The sequence below is a fragment of the Thermostichus sp. OS-CIW-32 genome, assembly GCF_054060415.1.
This window is the reverse complement of the sequence record NZ_JBSSDD010000016.1, coordinates 18106-33046: the sequence shown is the minus strand read 5'-3', so window position 1 is coordinate 33046 and position 14941 is coordinate 18106. Positions and strand designations below refer to the sequence as shown.

General features: G+C 57.6%; 11 protein-coding genes and 1 pseudogene. 4 read left to right on the top strand and 8 right to left on the bottom strand.

What is annotated here, in order from left to right; all coding sequences use genetic code 11:
• The 3 genes and pseudogenes from ACVWY8_RS12960 to ACVWY8_RS12950 all read left to right on the top strand — a co-directional run.
• Positions 1 to 267, top strand: a pseudogene (locus tag ACVWY8_RS12960) (hypothetical protein); the annotation flags it as partial.
• Between the two features lie 138 nt (positions 268 to 405).
• Positions 406 to 1047 carry a hypothetical protein gene (locus ACVWY8_RS12955; protein ID WP_457395413.1) on the top strand — a complete coding sequence of 214 codons (642 nt, stop codon included), beginning with the start codon at positions 406 to 408 and terminating at the stop codon, positions 1045 to 1047.
• A gap of 497 nt (positions 1048 to 1544) precedes the next feature.
• Positions 1545 to 3314, top strand: a complete 1770-nt coding sequence (locus ACVWY8_RS12950) for a hypothetical protein (RefSeq protein WP_457395415.1) — start codon at positions 1545 to 1547, stop codon at positions 3312 to 3314.
• A 141-nt stretch (positions 3315 to 3455) separates the two neighbouring features.
• Here ACVWY8_RS12950 and ACVWY8_RS12945 read toward each other — a convergent pair whose 3' ends face one another.
• Positions 3456 to 5204 (bottom strand): peptidase M8, encoded by a 1749-nt coding sequence (locus tag ACVWY8_RS12945; protein ID WP_457395417.1) that lies wholly within the window; start codon positions 5202 to 5204, stop codon positions 3456 to 3458.
• A gap of 172 nt (positions 5205 to 5376) precedes the next feature.
• On the opposite strand from ACVWY8_RS12945, the gene ACVWY8_RS12940 reads away from it, so the two are divergent.
• A complete protein-coding gene (locus tag ACVWY8_RS12940; RefSeq protein ID WP_457395420.1) occupies positions 5377 to 6645 on the top strand; it encodes a class I SAM-dependent methyltransferase in 1269 nt (422 codons plus the stop codon).
• Between the two features lie 245 nt (positions 6646 to 6890).
• Here ACVWY8_RS12940 and ACVWY8_RS12935 read toward each other — a convergent pair whose 3' ends face one another.
• The 7 genes from ACVWY8_RS12935 to acnB all read right to left on the bottom strand — a co-directional run bounded on the left by ACVWY8_RS12935 (position 6891) and on the right by acnB (position 14871).
• Positions 6891 to 7565: an RNA-guided endonuclease InsQ/TnpB family protein gene (locus tag ACVWY8_RS12935; RefSeq protein WP_457395422.1), complete on the bottom strand. Its 675-nt coding sequence runs from the start codon at positions 7563 to 7565 to the stop codon at positions 6891 to 6893.
• The gene (locus tag ACVWY8_RS12930) at positions 7553 to 8752 is read right to left on the bottom strand and encodes an RNA-guided endonuclease InsQ/TnpB family protein (RefSeq protein ID WP_457395464.1); all 1200 of its coding nucleotides are present in this window, start codon (positions 8750 to 8752) and stop codon (positions 7553 to 7555) included. The genes ACVWY8_RS12935 and ACVWY8_RS12930 overlap by 13 nt, the downstream gene beginning before the upstream one ends.
• Positions 8640 to 9233: an IS607 family transposase gene (locus ACVWY8_RS12925; RefSeq protein WP_457395425.1), complete on the bottom strand. Its 594-nt coding sequence runs from the start codon at positions 9231 to 9233 to the stop codon at positions 8640 to 8642. Before ACVWY8_RS12925 ends, ACVWY8_RS12930 begins: the two co-directional genes overlap by 113 nt.
• 614 nt (positions 9234 to 9847) lie before the next feature.
• Positions 9848 to 10969: an ABC transporter ATP-binding protein gene (locus tag ACVWY8_RS12920; protein WP_457395427.1), complete on the bottom strand. Its 1122-nt coding sequence runs from the start codon at positions 10967 to 10969 to the stop codon at positions 9848 to 9850.
• A 279-nt stretch (positions 10970 to 11248) separates the two neighbouring features.
• Positions 11249 to 11689 (bottom strand): Hsp20/alpha crystallin family protein, encoded by a 441-nt coding sequence (locus ACVWY8_RS12915; RefSeq protein ID WP_011433199.1) that lies wholly within the window; start codon positions 11687 to 11689, stop codon positions 11249 to 11251.
• A gap of 178 nt (positions 11690 to 11867) precedes the next feature.
• A complete protein-coding gene (locus tag ACVWY8_RS12910; protein WP_457395430.1) occupies positions 11868 to 12179 on the bottom strand; it encodes a PepSY domain-containing protein in 312 nt (103 codons plus the stop codon).
• A gap of 67 nt (positions 12180 to 12246) precedes the next feature.
• Positions 12247 to 14871 (bottom strand): bifunctional aconitate hydratase 2/2-methylisocitrate dehydratase, encoded by a 2625-nt coding sequence (gene acnB / locus ACVWY8_RS12905; RefSeq protein ID WP_457395433.1) that lies wholly within the window; start codon positions 14869 to 14871, stop codon positions 12247 to 12249.
• Between the last annotated feature and the right edge of the window lie 70 nt (positions 14872 to 14941).

Sequence of the window (14941 nt, the reverse complement as noted above, 5' to 3'; positions counted from 1 at the left end):
ACAGAGGCCATTGGGCAAGCCTTTGCAGCCATTGGTCAGAACGCAGAGGCCATTGGGCGTGTTTCCACAGTTACTGTCCAGAACACAGAGGCCATTGAGCGTCTTTTCGCAGTCATTGCCCAAAACACAGAGGCGATTGGGCAAGTTTTTGCAGCCATTGCCCAAACTAGGGAGTCCATCGCTGAGCTGCGGGCCAGCATTGCCGAGCTGCGCCAGGTGGTTGAGCAGCAAAACCGCGCCATTACCTACCTTATGAGCCAAGACTAGGCCCAGAGCCGTGGATCCCCTTCCTTCTCGGCCAGGGTTGGGGAATAATACCCGTTAGTTCCCCTGAGCTGGCCGGCGCCGAACCAAGACTGCAACCGCTACCCCAATTCTTGCTGATCCTTCGCTGGAGATTTGAGAATGTCTGACCGCAACTTCCCAACCAGTTGGCGTGTTTCCCTTGTTTCCTCAGTGTTGGCCGCCGCTCTGGCCGGGCTGATGGCTGCCTGCGGCTCTTCCTCAAGGGATCCTCTCACGGTTGCCACGCCCACGCCAACTCCGACCCCCACACCAACACCTGTGCCCACTCCAACCCCTACACCAACTCCAACACCCACCCCCACGCCAACTCCGACCCCCACACCCACGGCAACGCCCACTCCGACACCTACTCCCACGCCCACTCCAACTCCAACACCCACGCCGACACCTACTCCCACGCCCACTCCAACTCCAACACCCACGCCGACACCGACACCCACCCCCACGCCCACTCCTGCCGGCCCGCAGATTACGATCCCGGGCTTGCCGGCAGGGGCCACAGTAACCATTCGACAAGCAGATGGCACGGTGATCGCCACCTCCACCTCGGTGTCTGGGAATGTGGCCACCTTCCCCACTTCCTTTACCATTCCCTTTGGCGGCCAGATCCGGGTGACTCCCGCCATTCCTTCACCTGGGCCGATTACGGTCGGCGGTACTACCCTTAGCACCTTTGACAACAACACTAACCCTGGCAGCACCACCTACTTCAACTTCGGGCCGGGCATCTCAGTGAACTAGCTTGGGGCTGGCCCTAGAAGGGCAATCGGTTTCCATTCAGGAGCATGCCTCTAACCCCCAAAACCCTGAACTTTGCTGAATTTACTGAGCTTTAGGCGGTTTGGCAAAAGTCATTGAGAGGGATATAGTAGACCAAGTTTCCCCCTGATCCTTGAGTCCACCGCAACGGTTGCCGGGAAGTGAAGGGGGAAAGCGCTCGGGGGGTATTCCTCAGGGCTTTGCGGGATACCGCCTTCCTGCTCAGAGATAGGCAGGATGCGATCGCTTCTTTCCTGAACCATGTTCAGGAGAGTTCAGCGTGAATGTATCAGGTGCTAGATGGCAACCGGTTGTCTTCTTCTTCAGCTTTGGGAAAGGCACCGTCGCTGTGCTTTTTTGAGCGCCCTTTGGGTATACTTGAGACTAGACTCAAGGTTTGCCTTTGAGTTTCCCTGGGGTGAGCTGGGCAGCTCTTGCTAAAGACGTTGACCCCAGCAAGTTTTTGAAGGAGATCTGCCATGGCTTCCCGCAACTCAAAATCCCGCTTTCGTCACCCGATAGCTCCCTTGATTTTGGCTTCCTCCCTCGTAGGAGGAGGGGCTGCTTGTTCCCTTACTTCGGATCCTCCGGCTGTTACTCAGCTTCCCCCGACAATTTCAGCTCAGGCGCCAGAAACAGCAGTGCAGGGCTCTGAGAGCATTGCTTTCTACTACGACGGGGTAAAAACCTCGGTCACGATTGAGGATGCGGCAGTGCTCTTTGCCGCCTGCGTTCTCAACACCAACGACTCCAGGAAGATTGTTAACTTTGTCAATAACACGCTCAAGGTGGGGCCGATTACGGTTGCCGAGGTGACAGGGTTGGGTGATCCGCTCAACCCCTCTGTTTCGGACTTTACTGGCGATGGGGAGGTGGACTGTAACGATGCGGCTGTCTTGTTTGCGGCAAGTTACACAGGCCGTCCGGTGACGGCTAGTAGGATCAACCGCTTCCTTGCCACCACCCTGAAGCTCAGCGGTGTCAGCGTCACCCAACGGCAGTTGGATACCTTCTTCAGCGAGCCCACGCCGACTCCGACACCGACTCCGACTCCCACACCGACTCCGACTCCCACACCGACTCCGACTCCCACACCGACTCCGACGCCGACCCCGACGCCGACCCCGACGCCGACACCCACGCCAACACCCACCCCCACGCCGACACCGACACCGACACCCACGCCAACGCCGACACCTGCTCAGTTCTATGTGCATCCAACCTTAGGCAATGATAGTTCCCTAGGTACCTCACCTCTCCAGCCGTTCAAAACTGTGAAGCAGGTGCTGCAATCCACTTCAGTTCAGACCGCAGCCAGTCTTGGCGGCGGGACAAATGTGATTGTAAGGATCATTGCCGACGGAACGGAGATTGTTAGTAGCGCCAACATCAATAGTCAGAATTTGACAGCTGGATCCGTCACGGTGCTTCCTGACAGCGGCGTTAATTTCACACTCAAGCTGACGAACGATAAGCTTTTAACTCTCAACAAAGGCTACAGGCTTCAAGGGTTCAAGATTGAGAGCGGGGATCCCGGTGGTCCTGGTACAAAAGCCGCCGCCATCACGCTCGCTGCTGCGGGAACGCCCCTGAAAGACATGCTCATTGATTGTAGAGGTCTTGGCAGTGCTGGTACTGCTACTACTGACGTAGGGCTTGGCGACAGATGTATCGAAGTAACTGCTTCTTCTACCACTCCCGCCACCGTCACCCTCGACAATGTGGATGTTTTGATTAAAGGCGACCAAAACTTCACTGCTGGGATCCGCCACGTGGGGACTAACACAATCCTCAAAGTAATCAATGGCAGCTCGGTTGTGGCTACTGGGCCAGCATCGGCGAACAAGGGTGTCGTGGGCATTTTGGAGGATTCAACTTTCGGATCTGTAGAGATTGAAGGCCCGAACACAGAGGTCAACTTGAGCGCGATCTCACCTGCTACAGGTGCTCCCAACGTTGCTATCCTCCTAAAAGGTAGTTCAGGCCCTGCAAGAAAAGTGATAAACTCCGAGATTAAGGTAAAAGAGGGAACTCCAGGTCAAATTGGCGTTTGCGTTGGTAGTAGTATTAACGTAACAGTGCAAGGCAACACCTTTACCAATTCTTCTTTGGGAAACAACAGCATCGCTATCTGTAAACAACTTGGAAATGTGAATCCTATTCCCCTTCCTCCGGCCAACACGTTCAACGACTTCTTCACGTCCCCGGAGAAAAGGTTTGTAACTTCCCCCTCCTGCTCTTGCCCCTAACCTTTTCCAGCCCTTTCTCTGGCAGGCCCCTGGCGGGGCCTTTTTTTGTTGCAGCTCCACAACGGGTCGGGCTATCCCTGGGCATTTTGCCAAGGACGAGTTGGGGTAGCGGAGGGCCACCACGCCAAGTCTGGAAGGCTATCAGGGAAGAGGATGGATCTCGCCCCCAATTGGGCCAAAAACAGCGTCGTTGCCAAGGAAGAGCCCCTCCCCTGGGGGCAGGCGGCGCCCTTCTGGAGGCAGGGTATAGGGATCCGCAGCAGACAAATTGACGCCCGTGAACCCCAAGTCCTGCATGGCCGCAGCGGTGATGCGGCTGAGAACAGGGCGTGCAGGTGGCGGTGGCAGCACCGGCGTCATCAGCTCCAACCCTAGGGTTCGCCGCCAGTGACCTTCGGGAGGTGGCTCAACCTGCACCGGCACATTCCCCAATCCGCCCAGGCTGTTGTACTCAGCAGTGGCCTGCCGGCCGGCAAAGCGCGGGTTGGTGGTGCCGCTGTTGAGGAGAAAAGGACTCCAGTTGGGAACGGTGCCGAACCCCAGAGCATGGCCCAGCTCGTGCAGGACAACGTCAAAGAGGGATCTCTGCTCCTCTAGCCGATTCAAATCCGCTGGGTCGATCCCCATCCTGGCATAGGGGATGATGCCGATCCCAGGCCGAAGGGGGCCACAGGGGCCCGCTTGACCCACAGCCTTACCCGGACCATCACTCTCAGGGGGGCTGGAGAGGAGCCGGGCGCCGGTTACTTGAACCAAGAGATCATCCACAGGACGATTGACCAGGGGAGTCGGGGGGAAACCAGCTCCGCAGAAGCCAGCCTCCAGAGTTACGGTTACATCAGGCAGATCCCCAGTGATGATCTGCTCCCAGCGCCGGGCCGCTTGCAGAACGATGTTGCGCTGGGAAGGGCTGAGGCTGTTGTCGATGAATTCAATCTCGATGTTGAAGCCGCCAGCAGAGGGAGTGGGCGAAGCCGTGGGAGAAGGAGTGGGTGCCGGGGCAACCAGAGCAGTCCTAAGCTGGAAAGCACCCGTAGCACCAGGGTCGTAACTGCTAACCCGCACCAAGTAGTTGATTCCAGCTTGCACAACCAAGTCGAGCTGGGAATTCGTACTCCCCCCAAAGTCGTCGTTTTCGGCAATCACCTCGCCGGTAGCCTGGTTAACGATGAAAAGGTAAGTATCGAAGTCGATACTGGAAAGCTGGATCCGCACCGTTTGCCCCGCAGGCGCGCTGAGCAGGAAATCCTGAATGAAGTGAGTAGGACGACGGGGATCCCGAGGGCTACTGGTGGTCAAGCGCCCTGTAACCGCCTGCGGCACCCCCAGGGTAGGGATCCCAGGTGGTGACGGCGAAGGCGAGGCGGTTGGAAGCCCTGTGGGCGGAACAAATCCCGGCCCTGGCAATCTGGCCGCTTGTTCAGGCGTAAGGTTGAGGGGAGGTTGCAGCCGCAAAACGGTGTTGACGAAGGTGTTGATGCGGTTGGCATCGCGGGTCTGCAAAGTGGCAATGGCAAACAAAATAGCCGCATCCCGAATGGTGCCTGGCGTGCCATCCCCATCAAAATCGGAGATGGCCACCGGATTGGGGTCGGCCGTGGTCACCTCAGCCAAGGTGAGAGGAGGCTGCACCCGCAAAACGGTGTTGACAAAGCTGACAATCTGGCTGGGCTGGGTGATCCCGCTGGCAATGGCAAAGGCAATGGCGGCATCGCGGATGGTTACCGATTGCGGGTTGCCGTCGTAGTAGGCAGCAACGCCTCCTTCTGGGGCGGGCGATGAAGTCTCTGGGCGACTGAGGAGGCTGGGCCCGCTAGCTAGCCCACAAGCAGCCAGAATTCCAAGGAGAAAAGTTGCCATTAACCAAAACAGCCGCTTGCGGGGGCTCATCGAAGGATCCCTCTTCCCGACTCCCCTGAATTCTAGGTTAGGTAGTTACAAAACACCCCACCACTATACCATCCTCAGGCTTTTCTGGATTTGCCTCAGTCTTTTGCTTGCTATGCAGTACGATAGGGTGCGTGCTAAGAGTGTTGGGATACCCAAAAACAGGAAGACTGCCATGGCAGAGAAAGTTGTGTCCAACCCCGTACAGGCGCAGTTTGACGAGTTTCCCTACCCAAATGTGCCAATTGAGCAGACGGTTACCGACAACTTTGCTTTGTTTGCCAACAGCCTTACGACGGCCAGGTACCTGCGGGATCGCAAGGTGGTATTGCCGGAAGGCAAGGTGATGCTCAATGCCGGCTGTGGCTCCGGTTGGGAAACTTTGGTTTTGGCAACGGCCAACCCCGGCGCTCGCTATGTGGGTGTGGATATTTCGCCGGAGTCCATCAAGATGGCAGAGCAGCGCTTTAAGTTCCATAAGATTGAAAACGCCCGCTTTCATGTTATGGACATTACCGACATGACGGCGCTGGGGGAGGAGTTTGATTTTATTGCCTGCAACGACGTTCTCTACCTACTGGACGACCCGGTTGCCGGTTTGAAAGGCATGCGGCAGGTGCTCAAGCCCGATGGGATCATCCGCACCAATGTTCATAGCCTTTATCAGCGGCAGTTTATCTTCAACATGCAGGATGCGATGGAGCTGCTGGGGGTGATGGACGAGCCGGCAGCCAAAGCGGTGCCCCTGCTACGAGAGGTGATGGAAGCGCTCACCGACGCCAGCTTTGTGAAGAGCCACTGGAACGGCGATGCCATCAAAACCACAGCGGGGATCCTGGCCAACTTCCTGCTGCGCAGCGACAAGGGCTTTACGGTGCCGCAGGTGTTTGAGATGTTGAGGCAGGCCGGCCTTGAGTTTATCAGCATGGTGAATTGGCAGCAGTGGAAGCTGGAGAGGGTCTTGACTAAGCCAGTGCCCTACTCGATGCGGCAACTCAATAAGTTAAGCGAGGAGCAAAAACTTCACTTCATCGAGCTGATTTTCCCCAACATGACCCGCTTGATTGATTTTTGGTGCGGGCACCCCGGCATTCCCAAAGCTGAGCCGTTTACAAACGACGAATGGTGGAACGGCACCGTACAAGCCCACCCCCTTTTGGTGAGGTTGGATGCCAAGCAGGCTTTTCTCAACGCCATTCGCGACAACGGCCCTGTCAACATCAACGGCTGGCCGGGAGCTGAGGGGAACATTACCATCGATCCTTTCTCGGTGCGCTGGCTGGTGGATGTCTTCGGCCCTTTGCCGGTGCCGGTGCAATCGCTGGTTCACAAAACCATGGAGATCATGGACTGGACCCAGGAAGAAGCGTTTAGTCAAGTGTTGGCCAACCTGAAGTTTTTGGAAGAACGCCTGGTCATTCTGCTGGATTCCCCACTTCGCTAGGCAAGTGCAAAGCCAGGACTTACGAAAGCCCCCCTGATTCATACATGGGGGCCTTTTTGGTTGACATACCCCCCGCCCTAAAGGACGGGGATTCTTTCTCAGCCAGCAGAATTGCTCCTACCAACTGAGCTACACAGGGCATGAGGCTGTTCGCGTTAGCGGGACGGAGTCCTCAACCTCAACCCTATGGGGGATGCCATAACCCCAACTACTGGGCCGGAGCCCAGATACTTCCTGCGTTCGCGTTAGCGTTGCGTAGCAACAATGTTAATTGCACCCACCCCGTCCCGATGGAACTCAAACCCACACCCACACCTGTACACACGACCTTTGGGCTTGTTTCTCTGCCCACAAACAGGACACTCCTGAGAGCTGTACCGCTCATCCTGCAGCACAACCTTCATCCCCAGCCGTTCGGCCTTGTAAGTGATTTGGTGCCGAGCTTGACCATGCAACATCTGGTGGATCTTCTGATTCGCTTTCTTGTTGTAGTTGGCAGACATCCGGATATCCCGAATGTCGCCAATCACAACTGTCTGCACGCCTCGCTCGTGGAGCGTGGAGACCAGTCTGGTCGTCTGCTTGTGCAGAATGTCTTGGATTTGGTGGTGTAGCTTCTTGAGCTGCAGGCGTAAGGACTCCGTCCCGCTCACGCGATTGGAACGGATTAGCCGCTTCCACCGCCGAGAACCCCGCTTTTTGCGCGCCAGGAGTCGAGCTAGCTTGCCCTGCAGCTTGTTCTGGTAGCGCCTTTTGGAGCGCAGCAGCCTGCCATTGGCAAGGTAGGTTTGTCCCCCCTCATGAGCGACTGCGGGGTGCATCTCACCCAAATCCACAGCGGCAACGTTGCTCTCTTCCCCCTCTTCTTCCGGCGGCGTATCCCCCACCTTGTAGCAAGCTGATACATTTACGCTGAACACTGCTGAGCATTATCGCTCAACGGTGCAGCGATAGCATTCTGCCCATTACTGAACAGAAAGGCGGTATCCCGCAAAGCCCTGAGCATGACACCCAGGGCGCCTTGCCAGTCCCGTGGTAGCTTGCGTCCGCATCTTGGGCAGACAAACACCTTCGCGCCACCTAACTTGGCGTGGATGTGCCCGCACTTGGTACAGGTTTTGCTGGTGTACGCTTCCGATACTTCCACGACGACCACGTTTTTCTTCTTGGCTTGAAACTTCAGGAACTGCTTGAACCGATAGTGCGCCCAGGTGAGCATCGCCCTTGCTGTCTTGCTACCAAACTTCCTCCCTGCCTTAGCAACCATCTTGGCTGACTCGAAAGTGGGGAGGAATATCAATCGGTAGTTATCCGTCAGGAACGCCGCTACTTTGCGATGGCACTCGTCCACCAAGTTCCTGATTCTCTCCCGCAGACGAAACGCCGCTTGCCGCATCCGTCTGCGCTTGGGTCTCGGCGCTTTGCTCAGCCTAGACTGCAGATCGTCTAGGTGGTAGCACAGCCGAACGATCCTGCCAAAGTCCCCCTTGGCGATATCTACAAAACCTGCTCCATCAAACCCTGTGAAGAAGCTTCTTACTCCAGGGTCAAGCGCAATCACCCCCTTTGCTAGCGAACACTGCTCGTTCACAGGCTCAGGAAAGATGGCATACCATCTGTCTTTCACCCGCATTAGCTCAGTTCCGCGTGCCCATTCTCTGGGCATCTCCTCGGATGCACGAAACGCCAAACCTCGGGTGAGTTTCGGATACCACGTCCCATTGCGAAAGTTGCCGGCGTTGAATTGCAGCGTATGTGACCTGTCCCGCACACTGCGAAACCTCGCGTCTTTGCTTCGGCGAAACGCCAACCACGCCTCGACGACCGCGTTCTGCTTGATGTGGCAGGGGGCGTCCTTTACCCACTGGGGCAGGTCGGAACGCAGGATGATGTCCCGCAGCTTTCTGGCCGTTTTTGGGGTACCATGCTGACGCTGATAGGCAATCGCTTGGTTGTAGCAGTACCGGCACGCCGCTTGCCACCGCTTCCAGACTTTAGCCAGCGCTGGTTCCGGATAAATCCGTATCTTTCTCGATTGCAGCCCGATATTTTCTGAGTCCGTAGAGCTGACTACTGAAGCAGTGCAGGATGGTGAGGATATCCTCAACCAGTTCCTGTTGGGGAGAAAGGTGATCGTCATCGAGAACCAAGATTTCGCACCCGTATTGGCGGCAGTACCACTCAACGAACTCAAATCCAAACCGGCAGAGTCGATCCCGGTGAGCGACCACAATTGTTCCGACATCTCCCGCACGAACTCGTTCCAATAAGGCAAGGAACTTTGGTCTTTTGAAGTCGAGACCGCCGCCAACCTCTCCGACCACTTCGGCTCCAGGATAGAGGCTAACCAGCCTTGCAATCTGTCGCTCCAAGTCTGGTTTCTGCCCTCGGCTGCTGACTCGGGCGTACAAAACGACTCGTTTGGCCTTTCTGGGCACTTTGATGTAGCTGTCGAGGTCATACCTTCTCGCCCTGCCGGATGGTGTACGTATTGCCTTGATCCAGCCTTTCTGTTCCCATCGCCTCAAAGTGTGGAGACACACCCCGAAATAGTCCGCCGCTTCTCTCGGTTTTACATACCTAGCCATACCAAGCAGCCATACTGAACATACTGTACATTACTTTCAGTATAGTCCAGCGTATCATTGACTAGAGTCATGCTCTCAACTCATACTGCTGGCCATCCCAGCCCATCTCTACCCAAACAGGTGTGTCCCAAGCCCAGTTAATCATCAGGGGCTCATTGCCTTTCCCGTTCGACAATCGCAGCTTTCCATTGACGACTTGGATGGCTGAAGACTTCCATTGAACTTTGGAATAGTACCGACGCCGTCGAGGTGGACGGGCGTTGGGGTCGGTTTGGCGGCGTTCTCGCCAGGACTTCAAAGAGGCAAAGAAGCTTTGCACTACCGCGTCTGCACTGTGAGCATGAAGTGTATTCTCAGGGTCGTTGGGAAACCACCGCATTAGCGTGGAAGGTTTCAACCACAGTCCCTTCTTGCGGACAACCCGCCAAAAGTGAACGAGCACCTTTGAGTACAGCTCGCCTGCTGCCCTGCTCAACAGCTGCAGTTGCTCTGAGACGCCTAGCTTGAGCTTGCGGACAAGGTACATGCAAAGTTGCCTTTTCTGTCGAATAGCATCTTACAAAAGCCGCCCTAGAAGGGCGGGGCTTGTAACCCAGTTTTTTTGGTCATCGTTTTTATCCCAGCCGCTGCTCGGTTTGCGGGTCAAACAGGTGGAAGCGATCCATGTCGAAGACCACTTCTGCCCACTGGTTGACGCGCAGCTGGGTACGGGGATCCACGCGGGCCACAAACTCCTGCTCGGCCAGGATCCCTTCTCGGTCGCTGGTGCTGAGATGGAGGATCACTTCATGGCCGATCAGCTCGGTGACGGAGACCTTAGCCCGCACCGGGGCAGGTTGGATCCCTGGGGGTTGGTAGTGGGGATCGTGGATGTTTTCCGGGCGGATGCCGAAGATGACCGACTTGCCGACGTATTGCCAATAGGGATCCGCCTGGTGGGGCGGGATGGCCACGCGGAAGGCGCCGGTATCGATCCAGAGGGTGCCCTCCTGCTCCCGCAGCTTGGCCTGGAAGAAATTCATGGCGGGGCTGCCGATGAACCCGGCCACAAACAGGTTGGCCGGGCGGGTGTAGAGGGTGTGGGGGGTATCCACCTGCTGCAGGCGGCCATCCTTCATGACGGCGATGCGGTTGCCCATGGTCATGGCCTCCACCTGGTCGTGGGTAACGTAGATAAAGGTGGTGCCCAGTTGCATGTGCAACTTGCTAATCTCGGCCCGCGCCTGTACCCGCAGCTTGGCATCCAAGTTGGAGAGGGGCTCATCCATCAAAAACACCGCCGGATTGCGCACGATGGCCCGCCCGACGGCAACCCGCTGCCGTTGCCCACCCGAAAGTTCCTTGGGCTTGCGGTTGAGCAAGTGCTCGATCCCAAGGCGCTTGGCCACCCCCCTAACCCGGCTTTCGATCTCCGCCCGTGGCAGGCCGCGCAGCTTGAGGCCAAAGGCCATATTTTCGGCCACGGTCATGTGGGGGTAGAGGGCGTAGGACTGGAAGACCATGGCGATATCCCGATCCTTGGGGGGGACATCGTTCACCCGGCGGTCGCCGATGTAGATGGATCCGGCGCTGATCTCTTCCAACCCGGCCAGCATGCGCAGGGAGGTGGTTTTGCCGCAGCCGGAGGGGCCCACAAAAACGAGAAATTCCCCGTCCTCGATGGCGATGTTCAGATCGTGTACAGCCGTGGTGTCTCCGTACCGCTTGGTAACGTGTTCGTAGGTAACGCTGGCCATGCTCTCAACCTTGGCTCCGTTGCGCACTCAAACCCTATCCAAAGCGGCGGGCAAAAGTCAAATCGAGTTGAGTTGAGTTCGGTAGGGAGAGCTGGGGATCCCTGCAGCGAAGCCAGTTTATGGTCGTTGCCCCTGCCCTTGCCCCGGCCCCTTTCCCAGAAGGAGAGGGGAGCTGGGAAGCCATGGAATCTTGAACCGAAATGTAAAAAAAGGTAGGCTCATCGCCTACCTCTATGGGATCCTTTTTCCCTATTAGGAAGTTGCCTAACCTCTAGGCCATCAGGAGACAACGCTCACTTTGACCACTTGGGCTTTTTCAGAGTCTGCCTTGGGCAAGGTGAGGGTGAGGATCCCATCTTTGTATTCGGCTTTCACCTGATCGTGTTTGATCCGGTTCGGCAGCGGGATCACCCGTTGGAAGCGCCCATAACGGAATTCAGTCCGGGTTACCCCTTTGTCTTCAGAGCGCTTCTCAAATCGCCGTTCCCCAGTGATGGAGACCGCTTCGGCTGTGGCTTGGATATCCAAGTCGTTGGGGTTCAAGCCGGGCAGCTCCAGCTTCAGGGTAATGGTTTCGGGATCATCGTGCATCTCCACTGCCGGCATGAAGGCGAAGCCGTCAGCTTCGGTGGTGCGAGGGATCAACCGGTCGAACATCCGGTTCATTTCCCGTTGAATTTCGTCAATTTCACGAAATGGATCCCAGCGGACAAGAGCCATAGAGCATCCTCCTCCTCTATTACTTTGCTTTTTTGACTTCCAGTTCGAGTTTGGAGCTTAGCTTTTGGGGCTCAACTTTAGAGGTGCAAGCAAAACCTCTATGCTTCTAGTGTAGTCAAATCCGTTCCGGGAAATGTAGGGTTTTCTGGAATGTTTCTTAGGTATTTACCCTACAGGTTTATCTATCCAAAACCCTCTGGGACTCCGTATGTTTGGGGCGGCGATGGAGTTTTGTGGGTAACCACATACTGAGGCCGGTGGCCACCATCACCAGCAGCCCCAGTCCGTTTAAGAAGGGGTAAACCGCTTGCAGATCGAGGGGGCCCCACTGCCCTTTGTGGATTTGGATCAGCCAGTAGTAGTTGAAGTTTTCGTTAAGGCGGGCAATTTGATAGAGGGATCCCGTTAGCACCGTTACCACCAAAGGCAAGGCCAGGATGGGGGCAAGGGTGCGGTGGATGCGGCGGATCCTCTTTGGATTCAGGGCCATTGAGCTTTCTCCAGGGCAATGGGGCGATCCCTGCCATGCTATCAGGGCAGCTAGCCCCTATTCTCGCTCAAGAACGGCTCCTGGACAGCTCCTCCACGTGCTGCCGCGGGATGACCCGTCCTTCGTCCTCAAAGCCAGGGATCTCGTGGAAGTTGAGGTAGCGGTACAGCTCGCCGGCAAAGGGCTGGATCTTGGTGGAGACGATCTCTTGGTATTCCTCAGGGGTGGGGATCCGGCCCAAAAGGGCGCAGGCGGCGGCCAGCTCGGCGGATCCCAGATAAACCCGCGCGTCTTTGCCCATGCGGTTGTTGAAGTTGCGGGTGGAGGTGGACATGACGGTGGCCCCGTCTTCCACGCGGGCTTGGTTGCCCATACACAAGCTGCATCCCGGCATTTCCGTTCTGGCCCCGGCGGCAGCAAAGATGCCGTATACGCCTTCCGAGCGCAGTTGTGCCTCATCCATGCGGGTGGGCGGACAGATCCAGAATTGGCGCACCTTGGCCCGCCCTTGGCCTTCCAGGATTTTGGCGGCGGCGCGGTAGTGGCCGATGTTGGTCATGCAGGAGCCGATGAAAACTTCGTCAATCTTGATCGGCGTATCGGGGTTGCCGGCGGCGTGTTGGGCATGGACTTCGCTCAGGGTCATCACCTTGTCGGGATCGTTGGGGGCACAGACAATTGGCTCGGTGATGGTGCTGAGGTCAATTTCGATGACTTCGGCGTATTCAGCGTCGGCATCCGCCTCCAGGAGGGTGGGGCTGGCCAGCCAGGCTTCCATTTTGGCGATGCGCCGCAGCAAGGTTCTCGCATCCTGGTAGCCGCGGGCAATCATGTTTTTCAGCAGCACCACGTTGGAGCGCAGATATTCTGAGACCGTCTCGAGGCTCAGCTTGATGGTACAGCCGGCACAGTTGCGCTCTGCCGAGGCATCGGTAAACTCAAAAGCTTGCTCCACCTTCAGATCCGGCAGGCCCTCGATCTCCATGATGCGCCCGGCAAAGACGTTTTTCTTGCCTTTTTTCTCAACGGTGAGCAGCCCCCTCTGAATGGCCACGTAGGGGATGGCATGGACAATGTCCCGCAGGGTGATCCCCGGCTGCAGTTCCCCCTTAAAGCGCACCAGCACCGATTCCGGCATGTCCAAGGGCATCACCCCCATGGCGGCGGCAAAGGCCACCAGACCGGATCCCGCCGGGAAGGAGATCCCCAAGGGGAAGCGGGTGTGGGAGTCGCCCCCCGTGCCGACGGTATCCGGCAGGAGCATGCGGTTGAGCCAGGAGTGGATAATGCCATCGCCGGGACGCAGGACAACGCCCCCGCGGGAAGCGAAAAAGTCGGGCAGCTCTTTGTGGATCTGGATGTCCACCGGCTTGGGATAGGCGGCGGTGTGGCAGAAGCTCTGCAGCACCAGGTCGGCGTTGAAGCCCAGACAGGCCAGCTCCTTCAGCTCATCGCGGGTCATGGGGCCGGTGGTGTCCTGGGATCCCACCGTGGTAATGAGGGGCTCACAACTGGTGCCCGGGCGCACGCCTGGCAGCCCACAGGCTTTGCCCACGATTTTTTGCGCTAGGGTATAGCCTTTGCCGGTGTCTGCCGGTGGAGTGGGGCGGATAAACAAGGTCGAGGGAGGCAAACCCAAGGCTTGGCGGGTTTTGTCGGTGAGGGCACGGCCAATCAACAGGGGAATACGTCCCCCCGCCCGCACTTCGTCGGGGAGGGTCACGGGCCGCAGGGAAAAGGTGGAGAGAACTTGGCCGGTCTCAGAGCGGATCACGCCTTCGTAGGGGTAAATTGTAACCACCATGCCCGTTTCCAGGCGGGAGACATCGCACTGGATGGGCAAGGCCCCGGCATCTTCGGCGGTGTTGAAGAAGATGGGCGCGATGGTGCCCCCCAGGATGACCCCGCCGGCCCGCTTGTTGGGCACATGGGGAATGTCGTGGCCGATGTGCCAGAGCAGCGAGTTGAGGGCGGATTTGCGGGAGGAGCCGGTGCCCACCACATCCCCCACAAAGGCAACGGGATGGCCGCGGCGCTTCAGCTCGGCAATGGTAACCAGGGATCCCGGAGCGCGGGACTCCAGCATGGCTTGGGCGTGGAGGGGGATATCCGGGCGGGTGGTGGCGTGGGCGGCGGGGGAAAGGTCATCGGTGTTGATCTCGCCGGCAACCTTGAACACTGTTACAGTGATTGCTGCGGCCAGGGGAGCTTTGGCGGTAAACCATTCGCCCTTGGCCCAGGACTCGATCACCTGTTGGGCATAGGCATTGCCGGACTGGCTCAGCTCCAGCACGTCGTGAAAGGCATCGAAAACCAGCAGGGTGTGGCTGAGGGCGCGGGCTGCTGCCGCTGCAATCTCACTCCGGGGATCCCGCAACAGATCCAGCAAAACCTGGACGTTGTAGCCCCCCAGCATGGTGCCCAAGAGCTCCACCGCCCGCAGGGGAGTGATCAACGGCGATGCAACCTCCTCCTTGGCTACCGCCGCCAAAAAGCCCGCTTTCACGTAGGCTGCTTCATCGACTCCCGGTGGGACGCGCTCTGTTAAGAGGTGCAACAAAAAGGCTTCTTCGCCAGCAGGCGGGGCCTTCAGGAGCTCGCACAACTGGCTGGTCTGGGCTGCATTCAGGGGCAGCGGCGGGATCCCTTGGGCCTCGCGGGCAGCGGCGTGTTGGCGGTATTCGGCCAGCATGGGGGTTTAGGCACTCGACGTGGGTATTTATTCTACCGCTAGCTCGGCAGAGGAAAGGTCCTCGAGAAGG

Coding starts and splice junctions, on each gene's coding strand:
- ACVWY8_RS12950 (WP_457395415.1), top strand. CDS start 1,545: ATGGCTTCCCGCAACTCAAAATCCCGCTTTCGTCACCCGATAGCTCCC.
- ACVWY8_RS12910 (WP_457395430.1), bottom strand. CDS start 12,179: ATGGCCCTGAATCCAAAGAGGATCCGCCGCATCCACCGCACCCTTGCC.
- ACVWY8_RS12945 (WP_457395417.1), bottom strand. CDS start 5,204: ATGAGCCCCCGCAAGCGGCTGTTTTGGTTAATGGCAACTTTTCTCCTT.
- ACVWY8_RS12940 (WP_457395420.1), top strand. CDS start 5,377: ATGGCAGAGAAAGTTGTGTCCAACCCCGTACAGGCGCAGTTTGACGAG.
- ACVWY8_RS12920 (WP_457395427.1), bottom strand. CDS start 10,969: ATGGCCAGCGTTACCTACGAACACGTTACCAAGCGGTACGGAGACACC.
- ACVWY8_RS12925 (WP_457395425.1), bottom strand. CDS start 9,233: ATGGCTAGGTATGTAAAACCGAGAGAAGCGGCGGACTATTTCGGGGTG.
- ACVWY8_RS12915 (WP_011433199.1), bottom strand. CDS start 11,689: ATGGCTCTTGTCCGCTGGGATCCATTTCGTGAAATTGACGAAATTCAA.
- acnB (WP_457395433.1), bottom strand. CDS start 14,871: ATGCTGGCCGAATACCGCCAACACGCCGCTGCCCGCGAGGCCCAAGGG.
- ACVWY8_RS12955 (WP_457395413.1), top strand. CDS start 406: ATGTCTGACCGCAACTTCCCAACCAGTTGGCGTGTTTCCCTTGTTTCC.